The organism is Pseudomonas fluorescens, from assembly GCF_005938625.1.
GTDB lineage: Bacteria > Pseudomonadota > Gammaproteobacteria > Pseudomonadales > Pseudomonadaceae > Aquipseudomonas > Aquipseudomonas fluorescens_BD.
This window is the reverse complement of record NZ_VCNJ01000097.1, coordinates 1-14,650: the sequence shown is the minus strand read 5'-3', so window position 1 is coordinate 14,650 and position 14,650 is coordinate 1. Positions and strand designations below refer to the sequence as shown.

14 protein-coding genes are annotated in these 14,650 nt (G+C 56.7%); 8 read left to right on the top strand and 6 right to left on the bottom strand.

All coding sequences use genetic code 11. The features are described from left to right. Window positions 1-613: 613 nt before the first annotated feature. Complete coding sequence (locus FGA82_RS30590) at window positions 614-1,327, bottom strand: UTRA domain-containing protein (RefSeq protein ID WP_141129985.1); 714 nt, start codon at window positions 1,325-1,327, stop codon at window positions 614-616. 350 nt (window positions 1,328-1,677) lie between these two features. Here FGA82_RS30590 and FGA82_RS30585 point away from each other — a divergent pair, with 350 nt between their 5' ends. The 6 genes from FGA82_RS30585 to FGA82_RS30555 all read left to right on the top strand — a co-directional run bounded on the left by FGA82_RS30585 (window position 1,678) and on the right by FGA82_RS30555 (window position 7,065). After that, on the top strand, window positions 1,678-2,745 hold the full coding sequence (locus tag FGA82_RS30585; RefSeq protein WP_141129984.1) for an ABC transporter substrate-binding protein: 1,068 nt from the start codon (window positions 1,678-1,680) through the stop codon (window positions 2,743-2,745). A 133-nt stretch (window positions 2,746-2,878) separates the two neighbouring features. Further along, complete coding sequence (locus FGA82_RS30575; RefSeq protein WP_141129983.1) at window positions 2,879-3,685, top strand: alkaline phosphatase family protein; 807 nt, start codon at window positions 2,879-2,881, stop codon at window positions 3,683-3,685. 5 nt (window positions 3,686-3,690) lie between these two features. Next, a complete protein-coding gene (locus FGA82_RS30570; protein ID WP_171057396.1) occupies window positions 3,691-4,527 on the top strand; it encodes an ABC transporter permease in 837 nt (278 codons plus the stop codon). Beyond that, window positions 4,514-5,314: an ABC transporter permease gene (locus FGA82_RS30565; protein WP_141129981.1), complete on the top strand. Its 801-nt coding sequence runs from the start codon at window positions 4,514-4,516 to the stop codon at window positions 5,312-5,314. The genes FGA82_RS30570 and FGA82_RS30565 overlap by 14 nt, the downstream gene beginning before the upstream one ends. After that, complete coding sequence (locus FGA82_RS30560; RefSeq protein ID WP_141129980.1) at window positions 5,311-6,300, top strand: ABC transporter ATP-binding protein; 990 nt, start codon at window positions 5,311-5,313, stop codon at window positions 6,298-6,300. The genes FGA82_RS30565 and FGA82_RS30560 overlap by 4 nt, the downstream gene beginning before the upstream one ends. Window positions 6,301-6,411: 111 nt before the next feature. After that, window positions 6,412-7,065 (top strand): HAD family hydrolase, encoded by a 654-nt coding sequence (locus FGA82_RS30555; RefSeq protein WP_141129979.1) that lies wholly within the window; start codon window positions 6,412-6,414, stop codon window positions 7,063-7,065. Window positions 7,066-7,213: 148 nt separating this feature from the next. On the opposite strand, the gene FGA82_RS30550 is transcribed toward FGA82_RS30555, so the two are convergent. Beyond that, complete coding sequence (locus FGA82_RS30550) at window positions 7,214-8,176, bottom strand: zinc-binding dehydrogenase (RefSeq protein ID WP_141129978.1); 963 nt, start codon at window positions 8,174-8,176, stop codon at window positions 7,214-7,216. 138 nt (window positions 8,177-8,314) lie between these two features. Between FGA82_RS30550 and FGA82_RS30545 the strand changes: the two genes are divergently transcribed. Both FGA82_RS30545 and FGA82_RS30540 read left to right on the top strand, forming a co-directional pair. After that, window positions 8,315-10,399, top strand: coding sequence for a carboxy terminal-processing peptidase (locus FGA82_RS30545; protein ID WP_171057395.1), 2,085 nt, complete (start codon window positions 8,315-8,317; stop codon window positions 10,397-10,399). A gap of 134 nt (window positions 10,400-10,533) precedes the next feature. Then, window positions 10,534-12,324, top strand: a complete 1,791-nt coding sequence (locus tag FGA82_RS30540; RefSeq protein WP_141129976.1) for a bifunctional diguanylate cyclase/phosphodiesterase — start codon at window positions 10,534-10,536, stop codon at window positions 12,322-12,324. Window positions 12,325-12,411: 87 nt separating this feature from the next. On the opposite strand, the gene FGA82_RS30535 is transcribed toward FGA82_RS30540, so the two are convergent. The 4 genes from FGA82_RS30535 to FGA82_RS30520 form a co-directional block, all read right to left on the bottom strand. Further along, complete coding sequence (locus FGA82_RS30535; protein ID WP_141129975.1) at window positions 12,412-12,828, bottom strand: hypothetical protein; 417 nt, start codon at window positions 12,826-12,828, stop codon at window positions 12,412-12,414. Beyond that, window positions 12,828-13,202, bottom strand: a complete 375-nt coding sequence (locus FGA82_RS32655) for a hypothetical protein (RefSeq protein ID WP_249384307.1) — start codon at window positions 13,200-13,202, stop codon at window positions 12,828-12,830. The genes FGA82_RS30535 and FGA82_RS32655 overlap by 1 nt, the downstream gene beginning before the upstream one ends. A 135-nt stretch (window positions 13,203-13,337) precedes the next feature. Further along, window positions 13,338-13,724, bottom strand: coding sequence for a hypothetical protein (locus tag FGA82_RS30525; RefSeq protein ID WP_141129974.1), 387 nt, complete (start codon window positions 13,722-13,724; stop codon window positions 13,338-13,340). Then, window positions 13,721-14,650 (bottom strand): RHS repeat-associated core domain-containing protein (locus tag FGA82_RS30520; protein WP_212760560.1); only part of this gene is annotated, 930 nt, incomplete at its 5' end. The genes FGA82_RS30520 and FGA82_RS30525, both read right to left, overlap by 4 nt.

The window sequence follows — 14,650 nt, the reverse complement described above, 5'->3', positions numbered from 1 at the left end:
GCGCTTTCGCGAGCAGGCTCGCTCCCACAGGGATTGAGTACATACGACAGAGATTGGTCGGCTGTCCGGGCGCTTTCGCGAGCAGGCTCGCTCCCACAGGGATTGAGTACATACGACAGAGATTGGTCGGCTGTCAGGCCGCCATCGCGAGCAGGCTCACTCCTACAAGGGATTGAGTACATCCGCAAGAAACAGGTCGGCTGTCAGGCCGCCATCGCTGGCAAGCCAGCTCCCACAAGGATTGAGTCCAACCGGTAAATCTATATCGCTTCGGCTTCTCACCACTCAACACAATGAGCGTTAGCTCGAGTACCGCTTTTGATCTTGATCCACGGGCGACGTCGGAAGGCTGAGTGGAGGGATTGATCCGGGGGTGGGAGCGCAGCGACCGTTTGGCGAAGCCAAACACAGCGAGAGGAGGTGCAGCGAAGCAAACCGTAGGCGCTGCGCCCGGATCGATCCCGCAGCGAAGGAACCCCGAGCCCCAGCGAGCGGGACGCACGTAGGAGCAAGCCTTTTGGGTTACCTTTTCGGCGTTTGGAAAAGGTGACCCGCCGTAAGGGCGGAACCCTAAGTAGCCGTTACCGCAGCAACGGATATACACCCAAAACGATCAAACCACATCAACCGATACGTGAATCGCATCATGCCGCCAAAACTCCAGATCACAATCAATCAACCGCTCATGCTGATCATAATTAACCCGAGCAATCCGCAACCCCGGACTCCCCACCGACACCCTTAAAGCCGCCGCCGCATCCACCGACAGTGACGTAGGCACAATCTCGAACCGCACCCGCCCATAGTGCAAATCGTAATGCCGCGCATACAACTCGGTAATCGACTGATTCAAATCAAACTCAAGAATCCCCGGAAAAAACTGCGGATTCAAATAGTGTTCCACATACAAAACCAGCCGCCCATCAATGCGCCGCGACCGGCAAATCTGAATCACGCTCGACAACGCCGGCAACTGCAACCACGCACACACCGCCGCCGAAGCCGGCTGCAACCGCGCCGAAATCACCTCGGTCGAAGGCTCCCGCCCCTGCGCACTGACCATAGCGTGAAAGTGACTGCGCTGCATCAGGTTGTAGGCCAGACGCGGCGGCGACACGAACCAGCCACGCCGCTCTTCGCGATAAATCTGCCCCTGTGCCTCCAACTGCAACAACGCCTCACGCACGGTGATCCGCGTCGTGCCGAACAACTCACTGAGCTTGCGCTCCGCCGGCAACTTGCTGCCCGCCGCCAACAGACCATGATCGAGCTGCTCCTGCAGCACCTGGCCAATCGCTGTCACCGCTTTTGTTGCCTCATCGCGCATCAACGTTACCTATCTGGACTAGACCAGCACTGTTTCGGGGCAAAACCGCACGGCGATCAAGCCGTTTCCGTGTGTTGCAAGCCTAGGCAGTGCAGATGACCGAGAGATGACAAAACTACCGAACGGTCGTCCTCACGACTTGCAATACATCGGCCAAGTCCCTTGTGCGCCGGGGCCTGAGCATGGTCTACGCTTATCTGGCAACGGCTGATACCGGGCAAACAAAGGGCCTGCCGCCGGGCCATCGACATCAAAGTGTCATCCAGCCCGCTTAAATTGGCTCAGGTATTGCTGACCTAGACCAACACACACCGCAATCGCAGCGTTGAACACGACCAAGGAGCTTCGGAATGAAACAGCTTTTCCTGGCAACACTGTTAGGCTCGACCATTGCACTGTGCACCTCCGCCATGGCGGCCGGCACCGATCTGAAAACCCTCGAAGCCGCTGCGAAAGCGGAAGGCGCCGTCAACAGCGTCGGCATGCCCGATGACTGGGCCAACTGGAAAGGCACTTGGGAAGACCTGGCCAAAACCTACGGCCTGAAACACATCGACACCGACATGAGTTCCGCCCAGGAAATCGCCAAGTTCGCCGCCGAGAAAGACAACGCCACCGCCGACATCGGCGACGTCGGTGCCGCCTTCGGCCCGATCGCGGTCAAGCAAGGCGTGGTGCAACCGTACAAGCCAAGCACCTGGGATCAGGTCCCGGACTGGGCCAAGGACAAGGACGGCAACTGGGCACTGGCCTACACCGGCACCATCGCCTTCATCGTCAATAAAAAGCTGCTGCACGGCTCCGAAGTACCGACCAAATGGGCTGACCTCAAGGGCGGTAAATACAAGGTTTCCATCGGTGACGTGAGCACCGCCGCACAAGCTGCCAACGGCGTTCTGGCTGCCGCACTGGCCAACGGTGGCGACGAGAAAAACATCAAGCCTGCGCTGCTGCTGTTCGCCGACATCGCCAAGCAAGGTCGCCTGTCGATGGCCAACCCGACCATCGCCACCATGGAAAAAGGCGAGATCGAAGTCGGCGTGGTCTGGGACTTCAACGGCCTCAGCTACAAAGCCAAGATGGCCAACCCGGATGACTACGTCGTGCTGATCCCGTCCGACGGCTCGGTGATTTCCGGCTACACCACCATCATCAACAAGTACGCGAAAAACCCTAACGCCGCCAAGCTGACCCGCGAATACATCTTCAGCGACGCCGGCCAGACCAACCTCGCGCGCGGCAACGCCCGCCCGATCCGCGCCGAGCACCTGCAACTGCCGGAAGACGTGAAGGCCAAACTGCTGCCGAACGAGCAGTACAAAAAGGTCACCCCGATCAAAGACGCCGATGCGTGGGAAAAGACTTCCAAGGCCCTGCCACAGCAGTGGAACGAAGAAGTCATCGTAGAGATGAAGTAATCCTTCATCTGTAGGAGCTGCCGCAGGCTGCGATCTTTTGATCTTGCCCTTTAAAAGCAACATCAAAAGATCGCAGCCTGCGGCAGCTCCTACAGGGGTTGGTTCCAGTTTTGTTTTCGGAGTTTTTGCCCCTATGAAGCACAACGTCATCCTTGTCGTGCTCGACGGCCTCAACTATGAGGTCGCGCGCCACGCCATGGGGCATCTGCAGGCTTATGTTGGCGCAGGACGCGCCGCGCTCTATCAGTTGGAGTGCGAGCTGCCGGCCCTGTCCCGACCGCTTTATGAATGCATCCTCACCGGCGTGCCGCCGATCGACAGCGGCATCGTCCACAACAACGTTTCGCGCCTGTCCAATCAGCGCAGCATTTATCACTACGCCCGCGATGCCGGTCTGAAGACTGCTGCGGCGGCGTATCACTGGGTTAGCGAGTTATATAACCGTTCGCCGTTCGTGGCAGCACGCGACCGCCACACCGACAATCTGTCGCTGCCGATCCAGCACGGGCATTTCTACTGGAGCGATCACTACCCGGATTCGCACCTGTTCGCCGACGCGGAAAACCTGCGCCTGCGCCACGATCCGGACTTCCTGCTGATTCACCCGATGAACATCGACGACGCCGGGCACAAGCACGGCCTCGACTCTTCGCAATACCGCAACAGTGCACGCTCGGCCGACATCATCCTCGCCGACTATCTGCAGAGCTGGCTCGACGCTGGCTATCAAATACTTGTGACCGCCGACCACGGCATGAACAACGACCGCTCGCACAACGGCCTGCTGCCGGAAGAACGCCAGGTGCCGCTGTTCGTCCTCGGCGATGCGTTCAGCCTCAACGCTGATGCCGCGCCGAAGCAGACGGAAATCTGCGGCACCGTTTGCGAACTGCTCGGTGTGCCCCACGACAAACCTGTGTGCCGGGAGTTGCTCAAGTGAACTCGATGAATCGCGGCAAATGGCTGGCGGCGCTTTGCCTGGTGCCCTTCGCGCTGTTCTTTATCGTCTTTGAAATCGCCCCCCTGGTCTGGGTGATGATCAACAGCCTGCAATCGGAAGAATCCGGTTGGGGCTTGGCCAACTTCAGCAAGATCTTCAGTTCGAAGTTCTATTTGCAGGCGATCCAGTACAGCCTCGAGATCAGTTTCTGGTCCAGCGTGTTCGGCATCATCATCGCCGTACTCGGTGCATATTCGCTGCGTCAGGTTGATTCAAAACTGCGCAACTTTGTTAATGCCTTCGCCAACATGACCAGCAACTTTGCCGGTGTGCCTTTGGCGTTCGCGTTCATCATCCTGCTCGGCTTCAACGGCAGCATCACCATCATGTTGAAGCAGTCGGGGATCATTCAGGACTTCAACCTGTACTCGAAAACCGGGTTGATCATCCTCTACACCTACTTCCAGATTCCCCTCGGCGTGTTGCTGCTCTACCCGGCCTTCGACGCCTTGCGTGAAGACTGGCGCGAGTCCGCCGCATTGCTCGGCGCCAATGGCTGGCAGTTCTGGCGGCATATCGGCTTGCCGGTGCTGACCCCGGCGCTGCTCGGCACATTCGTGATCCTGCTGGCCAACGCCCTCGGTGCCTACGCCACGGTCTATGCGCTGACGACGGGCAACTTCAACGTCCTGCCGATCCGAATTGCGGCAATGGTCTCCGGCGATATCTCCCTCGACCCGAATCTGGCCAGCGCCCTGGCCGTGGTGCTGGTGGCGTTGATGACCATCGTCACCGTCGTGCATCAACTGCTGTTGAAGAGGAGCTACCATGTCTCGCGCTGAATCCGGTCCGGCCGGCCTCTACCACCGCGTCGTGGTCTACCTGCTGTTCGCCATACTCTTGCTGCCGCTGGCGGGCACATTGATCTACTCGATCGCCAGCAGTTGGTCGGCGACCGTTTTGCCCAGCGGCTTCACCTTCAAGTGGTACATCCAGTTGTGGAGCGATCCGCGTTTCCTGCACGCCTTCGGTCAGTCGCTGCTGGTGTGCGTGGGCGCGCTAGTGTTGTCGGTGGTGCTGATCCTGCCGCTGTTGTTCGTGGTGCATTACCACTTTCCGAAGCTCGATGCGCTGATGAACATCCTGATCCTGCTGCCCTTCGCAGTGCCGCCGGTGGTGTCCTCGGTGGGTCTGTTGCAGCTCTATGGTTCCGGGCCGATGGCGATGGTCGGCACGCCGTGGATTCTGATCGGTTGCTACTTCACCGTGGCCCTACCGTTCATGTACCGGGCGATCACCAACAACCTGCAAGCGATCAACCTGCGCGACCTGATGGACGCTGCGCAACTGCTCGGCGCCAGCACCTTTCAGGCGGCGTTTCTGGTGGTGCTGCCGAATCTGCGCAAAGGCCTGATGGTCGCGTTGCTGCTGTCGTTCTCGTTCCTGTTCGGTGAGTTCGTCTTCGCCAACATCCTCGTCGGTACGCGTTACGAAACCCTGCAGGTTTACCTGAACAACATGCGCAACAGCAGCGGCCACTTCACCAGTGCGCTGGTCATCTCGTATTTCTTTTTCGTGCTGGTCCTGACCTGGATCGCCAACATCTTGAACAAGGACAAAAGCGAATGAGCTATGTCAGCGTCCAACACCTGCAGAAAAACTACGCCGGCACCACGGTGTTCAGCGACATCAATTGCGAGATCAACAAGGGTGAATTCGTCACCCTGCTCGGCCCGTCCGGTTGCGGCAAATCCACCTTGCTGCGTTGCATTGCCGGTCTGACGCCGGTGGATGGCGGCAAGATCCTGCTCGATGGCGTCGACATCGTGCCGTTGAGCCCACAGAAACGCGGGATCGGCATGGTGTTCCAGAGCTACGCGCTGTTCCCCAACATGACCGTCGAGCAGAACGTTGCCTTCGGTTTGCGCATGCAAAAAGTCAATGCCGACGACAGCCATAAACGCGTTTCAGAGGTGTTGAAACTCGTTGAACTGAACGACTTCGCCAGCCGCTATCCGCATCAGTTATCCGGCGGTCAATGCCAACGTGTTGCCCTCGCCCGCTCGCTGGTCACCCGTCCGCGTTTGTTGCTGCTGGACGAGCCTCTGTCTGCACTGGATGCGCGCATTCGTAAGCACCTGCGTGAACAGATTCGGCAGATCCAGCGCGAACTCGGCCTGACGACGATTTTCGTTACCCACGATCAGGAAGAAGCGCTGACCATGTCTGACCGGATTTTCCTGATGAATCAAGGAAAAATCGTACAAAGCGGCGATGCCGAAACCCTCTACACTGCGCCGGTCGATGTGTTCGCCGCCGGCTTCATCGGCAACTACAACCTGCTCGATGCCGACGACGCGTCGAAGCTGTTGCAACGCCCGATCAATCATCGCGTCGCCATTCGCCCGGAAGCCATCGAACTGAGCCTCAACGGCGAACTCGATGCGCAGATCCGCAGCCACAGCCTGCTCGGTAACGTCATCCGCTACCGGATCGAAGCGCGCGGCGTGGAACTGGTAGTGGATGTGCTCAACCGCTCGGCCGCCGATCTGCATCCCGACGGTCAGCGACTGGCACTTTCCATCGATCCAACGGCCCTGTGTGAAGTAGCTTAAAAGCAGCTGCAAGCTTCGAGCTACAAGCTTCAAGTTGTAGACTGCGACGTACTTGATTCCAATTCTTGCAGCTCGAAGCTTGTAGCTCGCAGCTGTTCTCGGAGAGAACCGATGGCTTTGGCAATTTTTGATCTGGACGAAACCTTGATCCACGGCGACTGCGCCACCCTCTGGAGCGAGCAGATGGGGCGCCTGGGCTGGGTCGATCCTGAATCGTTCATGCGCAAGAACAACGAACTGATGGACGCCTACAGCCATGGCAAATTGCGCATGGAAGACTACATGGAGTTCAGCCTTGAACCGCTCATCGGGCGCACGCCGGAAGAAGTCGAGCACTTGGTCGGGCCATGGGTTGAAGACTTCATCGAACCGATCATCTTCAGCGACGCGACCAAAACCATCGCCGCCCACCGCAAGGCCGGCGACCGGATTCTGGTGATCTCGGCGTCGGGCACGCATCTGGTCAGACCGATTGCCGATCGACTCGGCATCGATGAAATTCTCGGCATCGAACTGGAAGTCGCCCATGGCGTTTACAGCGGCCACACCGTCGGCACCCTGACCTACCGCGAAGGCAAGATCACCCGTTTGCTTGAATGGCTGGATGCTGAAGAAGAGAACCTGGAAGGTGCGAGTTTCTATTCCGACTCGCGGAATGATTTGCCGTTGTTGCTGAAGGTGGATTTCCCACACGTGGTGAATCCTGACCCAGTGCTGCTGGAACACGCGGAAAAATCCGGCTGGCCGATCCATCTCTGGAAATGACAAAGATTTAATCTGCAATTGCAGACAGGCTGACATCCCAATCCTGAGTTCGCCTCGAGGTGTCAGGTCGATGTAGCCCGGCAGAACAACTCGGTCAGTCCCCTCTCCCTTTGGGAGAGGGTTAGGGTGAGGGGTTTTTTTTCGGTTCTTAACTCAGACTGTCGTCAATCACCAACACCAGTTTGCCCGCCACCGTATTACTCGCCAGCTCCGCAAACGCCGCCTCGGCATCCTTCACCGCAAACGCCTTGGCCAACTGCGGACTCAAGCGCCCTTCGGCAAACAGCGGCCACACCTGCTGGCCCAGATCACTCAACAGATCCGCCTTGAACTGATCGTCACGACTACGCAACGTCGAGCCCAGCAGTTGCACACGCTTGGCCAAGACTTGCGCCAGATCCAGTTTGGCCTCACGGCCACCCATCAAACCGATCAACACCCAACGCCCGTCCAGCGCCATCAGTTTGAGGTTCAGCGCCGAATAATTGCCGCCGACCGGGTCGAGAATCACATTGAACGGCCCGAAATCACGCAGGCTCTCCAGATCATCGGTGCGCACCACCCCGCCCTGCGCACCCAGTGCCTCGCAGTAGGCCAAGCGCTCAGCCGAACCGACGCTGACCCAGCACGGGTTGCCGAACGCCTTGCACAACTGAATGGCGGCTGAACCAATTCCACTTGCGCCGGCATGCAGAAGAACTTTCTCACCCGGTTTGAGCGCCGCAAGTTGAAACACATTCAGCCAGACTGTTGCATAAACCTCGGGCAATGCAGCGGCCTCGATCAGCGAGACGCCTTCGGGAACCGGCAGCACGTGCCGCCCGTCGACGACTACCTCTTCGGCCATACCACCCCCGGCCAGCAAGGCGCAAACCCGATCGCCGACCTGCCAGGCACTGCCCGCGCCGACCTCGCTGATCACCCCGGAGCACTCAAGACCGAGCACTTGGCTGGCCCCTGGCGGTGGCGGATAAAGCCCTGCTTTCTGTAATAAATCGGCGCGATTGAGGCCCGCTGCTGCCACTCGGATGCGGACTTGTCCTACATCACACGTAGGACTCGGCTCTTCAACCCATGCCACTTGACCGTCAACGCCTTGCAATGCCTTCACAGTGCCTCCATAGTGAGTCTGGACTGAGCCCGAAGCTGTAGCGCCGGGCTTTTTGCATTATGCGACCGGCTCTCGTAGAACCGGCGACTTCAAAGACGGCCTAATATGCGTTATCAATTGTCCCCGCGTCGAATCAGCATGAAGCATTTGCTCCCCAGCACCGCCCTCGCTCTTTTCATCGGTATCGGTTTGTTGCCGGTGTCGGGCAATACATTCGCAGCCAACAGCTGGGACAAATTGCAGCCTGATCGCGATGAAGTCATCGCCAGCCTGAACGTCGTCGAGTTGCTCAAGCGTCACCACTACAGCAAGCCGCCGCTCGACGATGCGCGCTCGGTGATCATCTACGACAGCTACCTCAAGCTGCTGGATCCGTCGCGCAGCTACTTCATGGCCAGCGACATCACCGAATTCGACAAGTGGAAGACGCAGTTCGACGACTTCCTCAAAAGCGGCGACCTCAACGCCGGGTTCACCATCTACAAACGCTATCTGGACCGCGTCAAGTCGCGCCTGGACTTCGCCCTTGCCGAGCTGAACAAAGGCGTCGACAAGATGGACTTCACCACCAAGGAAACCTTGCTGATCGATCGCAAGGACGCCCCTTGGCTCAAATCCACCGCTGAACTCGACGACCTGTGGCGCAAACGCGTCAAGGACGAAGTGCTGCGGATGAAGATCGCCGGCAAAGAGCCGAAGCAGATCCAGGAAACCCTGACCAAGCGCTACAAGAACCAGTTGGCGCGCCTGGACCAGACCCGTCCGGAAGACATCTTCCAGGCGTACATCAACACCTTCGCCATGTCGTACGATCCGCACACCAACTATCTGTCGCCAGATAACGCGGAAAACTTCGATATCAACATGAGCCTGTCCCTCGAGGGCATCGGTGCCGTGTTGCAGAGCGACAACGACCAGGTGAAAGTCGTGCGTCTGGTGCCGGCAGGCCCGGCCGACAAAACCAAACAAGTCGCCCCGGCCGACAAGATCATCGGCGTTGCCCAAGGCAACAAAGAAATGGTCGACGTGGTCGGCTGGCGTCTGGACGAAGTGGTCAAACTCATCCGTGGTCCGAAAGGCACCGTGGTGCGTCTGGAAGTGATTCCGGCCAGCAATGCGCCGAACGACCAGACCACCAAGATCGTGCCGATCACCCGTGAAGCGGTGAAGCTCGAAGACCAGGCCGTGAAGAAGTCCATCCTCAACCTGAAACAGGACGGCAAGGACTACAAGCTCGGCGTAATCGAGATTCCAGCCTTCTACCTCGACTTCAAGGCGTTCCGTGCCGGTGATCCGGACTACAAGAGCACCACCCGCGACGTCAAGAAGCTGCTCACCGAGCTGCAGAAAGACAAAGTCGATGGCGTGGTCATCGACCTGCGCAACAACGGCGGCGGTTCCCTGCAGGAAGCCACCGAGCTGACCAGCCTGTTCATCGACAAAGGCCCGACCGTACTCGTACGTAATGCCGATGGCCGTGTCGACGTACTCGAAGATGAAAACCCGGGCGCGTTCTACAAAGGTCCGATGGCACTCTTGGTCAACCGCTTGTCCGCCTCGGCTTCGGAGATTTTCGCCGGCGCCATGCAGGACTACCACCGCGCGCTGATCATCGGTGGCCAGACCTTCGGTAAAGGCACCGTGCAGACCATTCAGCCGCTGAACCATGGCGAACTGAAACTGACCCTGGCCAAGTTCTACCGGGTTTCCGGTCAGAGCACCCAGCATCAGGGCGTGTTGCCGGACATCGACTACCCGTCGCTGATCGACACCAAGGAAATCGGCGAGAGCGCACTGCCGGAAGCCATGCCGTGGGACACCATCCGTGCGGCAATCAAACCGGCGGCTGACCCGTTCAAACCGTTCCTGGCCCAGCTCAAGTCCGAACATGACACCCGCACCGCCAAGGATGCCGAGTTTGTGTTCATCCGTGACAAGCTGGCCCTGGCGCAGAAGTTGATGGAAGAAAAAACCGTCAGCCTCAACGAAGCCGAGCGCCGTGCCCAGCACAACGACATCGACGCCAAGCAACTGGCGATGGAAAACATCCGTCGCAAGGCCAAAGGCGAAGAACCGCTCAAAGAGCTGAAGAAAGAAGACGACGACGCCCTCGCGGCGGCTGATCCGGACAAGGTCAAACCAGAAGACGATGCCTACCTGAGCGAAACCGGGCGCGTGTTGCTGGATTACCTGAAGCTGAGTAACCAGGTGGCCAAGAAGTAAGATGATGGCAATTTAATGCTGACGATCCCCGGATCGTCATCAAACAGTCATCATTCTGTCGTGCAATAAAGGACTGGGAGTCACTCTCTTCATCGAGAGCGCTCCCAGTCCTTTTTTTATCGCCAGAGATTGCCATGACCACGACCGAACAGCTGAGTGCCTTGAGCTCGATCCTGACTCAAAGCGGTTTACACAGCCTGTTCCAGCCGATCATCAGTCTCTCCGAACGCCGCATCCTCGGTTACGAAGCCCTCACCCGCGGCCCTTCCAACAGCCCCCTTCACTCGCCGATCGCACTGTTCGCCGTGGCCCGTCAGGCCGGGCGCCTGAGTGAACTGGAGATCGCCTGCCGGCAAAGCGCTTGCCGTCGCTTCAACGAGCAGCAACTGCCGGGCAAACTATTTCTCAACGTCTCCCCGGAGTCCTTGCTTGAAGCCGCGCATCAACCGGGGCGCACGTTGCAGCTGCTGCAGGATTTCGGCATTCCGCCGAGTCAGGTGGTCATCGAGCTGACCGAACAGACACCCATCGACGATTTCCAGTTGCTGCAAACCGCCTTGCATCACTATCGGGCCATGGGCTTTTCCATTGCGCTGGATGATCTCGGTGCCGGCTACTCGAGCTTGCGGTTATGGTCGGAATTGCGCCCGGATTACGTGAAGATCGACCGGCACTTCATCGACGGTATTCATCAGGACGCGCTGAAGCGTGAGTTCGTCGGCTCGATCCTGCAAATCGCCAAAGCCTCACGCGCACAAGTCATTGCCGAAGGCATCGAGCTGCCGGAAGAACTCGCGGTGTTGACTGAAATGGGCGTCGATCTGGTGCAGGGCTACCTGCTCGGCCGCCCTCAGGAACACCCTCCGCGCGACGCCCGCGCCTTGATGCCCAAACACGACAGCAGCACCGTTGCTCTGAACGACGAGGGCAGCGACCTCAGCGCCCTGCTCAACGACCAGCCCGCCGTGCATCGCGACACACCGACCGCCACCGTGCTGGAAGCCTTTCGCCGCCAGGCCAACCTCAACTCACTGGCGGTACTCGACGAACAAGGCCAACCGTGTGGCATCGTCCATCGTCATTCCCTGTCGGATGCCCTACTCAAACCGTTCGCCACCGACCTGTTCGCCCGCAAACCGATCAGCCGCCTGATGAACGACGACTTCCTCGCCGTGGAAATGAGCCAGTCGCTGCAACAAGTCAGCCGTCTGATCACCAGCCGCGCGCGGCAACGCATCGAAGAAGACTTCATCATCACCCTCAACGGTGGTTACCTGGGTCTTGGCCGGGTCATCGACGTGCTCAAGCTGATCACCGAACTGAAAATCCAACAGGCTCGGTATGCCAATCCGCTGACTTTGTTGCCGGGTAATGTGCCGATTCAGCAATGCCTGACGCGGTTGCTGCAGCAGGGGCGCGAGTCGGTCATCTGCTACGTCGACATCGACAGTTTCAAACCCTTCAACGATATCTACGGCTACGGACGTGGTGATGAAGTTCTGCTGTGCCTGGCGCAATGCCTTAACGAACGCGTCGACCCGAGCCGAGACTTCGTTGGCCATATCGGCGGTGACGACTTCCTCCTCGTCCTCGGCCCCGAAGAGTGGCGCAAACGACTCAATCAGCTGCTTGATGACTTCCAGAGCCAGTGCCGGCGCTTCTATCGCCCCGAACACCTTGAGGCGGGTTGCTTCATCGCACCGAATCGCCAAGGAGTGCGACAGGAGTTTCCGTTGTTGTCACTGTCCATCGGCGTCGTGCATCTACATCCCGAAGCCTGCGCACAGCTTGATGCCAGTCGGCTTGCTGAGATGGCATCGCAGGCGAAGCATCATGCGAAGAGTGTTCCGGGGTATAGCGTTCATTTATTGGATAGCCTTACAACCGCAGTACTCCACCAGCCACAGCTAACGGGTCAACGCTGATCCCTCAAACGACACACTTCTCTGTGGGAGCGGGCTTGTCCGCGAAGGCGTCAGTACAATCACTCTAAGTTCTGCTTCTAATGCCGGCTACCACGTTGAGTAGCCTTCCTGACTGGCAAGGTATAAATCATCAGCCCAGACTTCGGACAGGACAGAGTATATATCCTCAAAAAAACTCTTCGGATCTTTCATTTCGTTCCAACCAAATGGAAGCAATGAATGAGAAAACGGATCATGTTTAAAGACTTTAGCAAGATCACTTATTTCGCCATCCAAAGCCTCACCCAACACGGAAAACAAGACGAACTTGTGCCGACAAGTCAAACCAGAAAATCTTTTCACAACAAACTTAGATATCAGACCTACTCTGTCAGAAGGACACTCAGGGTCGTACTCCGCCAACTCCGAGCCCAGCGTCTCCTCGCGATCGTATATATCGAACCCTCCAAGAAAGTGCTTCAACTGGGGTTTATATGGAACATCAAGATAGGGATGCATCAACATCAAATATTCTCCACCGGATACAGGGCGTAGGGTTGTAACGTTTCAAAATCAAACTTCATTTCAAACCCATTCATTTTAGGCATGAATCTAGGCTCTGTCGGTTCTGATGGATTAGGCTCATATCCTACACCCACACCTTCCGCTGGCATCCGCACGACCAAATTCCCCATACTGTCCTCACCCGTAAAGCGCGGCATGTTTCTGACCTCCCTTGTCATCGCTTCATTATATGCGCTCATTTGCGCCCGATTACTAATAAACCTAGAGCTAGGAACGCCTCTGAATGTATCTCTTGAAATTTCACTATTTCTATCGCCTATTTGATGAGCACCAAGACCGAAATTTTTCCCTTCATCACTATCGACTTTACTCACAACCTTCCTCTTCCGTATCAAAGCAACATCCAGCTCACAGTAAACCGACCATTACATAAGCAATGCTTCCAACAACAACCTAAGCTCAATGCTTAATTACTAATACACCAAAAGCTCGATTTACTTTCACAACATTCAAGAAGTTATCCAACTCAAATAAAACTGCCGTTGTTCTTCGGGATCGTTTGACAAGTCTTTCTCCTCATAATCAAAGATAAATACAAGATCATCCATCGACGGTTCTTTGCCTATCACCAACTCGTATGCTTTCAGCCCGAGAGACATCTGCGAGGCCATGCTTGATGGATGAACATTAGTCTTCGCTCCCTTACAATAAAAAACCAAATCATCATTATCTTTTCTTAATGCCGCAAAACACCTATAAAAATCACTTCCGAAATACGTCTTTTTTGGCCCACCACCAAGCTCGATTGTTATAGACATATCTACACAGTCACAAGCAAGATCAATCCTCTTCTTATTGCCATTCTTCTCAACGTAAACTGTAAATATTTTTCTCACTTGTTTATTTTCCTGTACGGATTAGGAATTGAGTAACCAAACTCTCTGCCATCATCAATAATCAGTGTAGCACCAAGAATATCTTCCCTTTTGATCTGACCAGGGATGGCAATTTCCTGTTCCTTACTAAATCTATAAGATGCACCTAACTCTTTTTTCAAGTCATGGCCTGGGATCATTTTCAGTGTGTAGAGAAATCCGGGACGTGTGAAATAGCTGGTAGCGAATGCCTTCCCCATCTCTCTTGAAAGAGAAGTGCTAATAAAATTACTTGGAGGAAAGTCACTATCGATTGAGTGAAGGAATAGGTCGTTGCTATTTCCTTTGCTTTTAAAACCGTTCTCGAAGACTTCTGATGGATCTGTTCCAGACCCACGGTACAAGTAAGTTTTTTGCGGCACAGAGCGGGAAGAGTCTTCATCTCCACCCTTTATTTTTTTGGTCGGATCGATTGACTCGAGGGTTGGTTTCTTGCAGCCATCGCCACCCGGACATCCATTCAACCCCAACGGATCCACCCACCCCGTCGGATTCGGCACGTACTGGTACTGATTCAACCCACCGGCCAACTTGATCGGATCCGGCGTCAGATACCGTCCCAACCGCGGGTCGTAGTACCGGTGGCGGTTGTAATGCAGCCCGCTTTCGCCATCGAAATACTGCCCCTGAAAGCGCAGCGGCTGGTTCAGGTAATCCTCGCCGGCCAGGGTCAGTGCGGCGACTTTGCCGTAGGCGTCGTATTGCGCTGACCAGACGATGTCGCCGCTGTAGTCGGTGAGTTCCTGCGGGGTGCCGAGGTGGTCGAGCTGGTAGTAGAAGGGGCAGGCTTTTTTCGGGCCTTTGCCGTCGAGCAGCGCCAGCGGGCGGAAGGTGCCGGGTTCGTAGACGTAGCTGCGGTATTCGCTTTCGCTGCTTTCGGCGACGAG

What these genes read in the sequence shown, in the direction of transcription:
- FGA82_RS30560 (WP_141129980.1), top strand. Translation starts at nt 5,311, where the DNA reads ATGAGCTATGTCAGCGTCCAACACCTGCAGAAAAACTACGCCGGCACC.
- FGA82_RS30590 (WP_141129985.1), bottom strand. Translation starts at nt 1,327, where the DNA reads ATGCGCGATGAGGCAACAAAAGCGGTGACAGCGATTGGCCAGGTGCTG.
- FGA82_RS30555 (WP_141129979.1), top strand. Translation starts at nt 6,412, where the DNA reads ATGGCTTTGGCAATTTTTGATCTGGACGAAACCTTGATCCACGGCGAC.
- FGA82_RS30565 (WP_141129981.1), top strand. Translation starts at nt 4,514, where the DNA reads ATGTCTCGCGCTGAATCCGGTCCGGCCGGCCTCTACCACCGCGTCGTG.
- FGA82_RS30535 (WP_141129975.1), bottom strand. Translation starts at nt 12,828, where the DNA reads ATGTTGATGCATCCCTATCTTGATGTTCCATATAAACCCCAGTTGAAG.
- FGA82_RS30585 (WP_141129984.1), top strand. Translation starts at nt 1,678, where the DNA reads ATGAAACAGCTTTTCCTGGCAACACTGTTAGGCTCGACCATTGCACTG.
- FGA82_RS30570 (WP_171057396.1), top strand. Translation starts at nt 3,691, where the DNA reads ATGAATCGCGGCAAATGGCTGGCGGCGCTTTGCCTGGTGCCCTTCGCG.
- FGA82_RS30575 (WP_141129983.1), top strand. Translation starts at nt 2,879, where the DNA reads ATGAAGCACAACGTCATCCTTGTCGTGCTCGACGGCCTCAACTATGAG.
- FGA82_RS30540 (WP_141129976.1), top strand. Translation starts at nt 10,534, where the DNA reads ATGACCACGACCGAACAGCTGAGTGCCTTGAGCTCGATCCTGACTCAA.
- FGA82_RS30545 (WP_171057395.1), top strand. Translation starts at nt 8,315, where the DNA reads ATGAAGCATTTGCTCCCCAGCACCGCCCTCGCTCTTTTCATCGGTATC.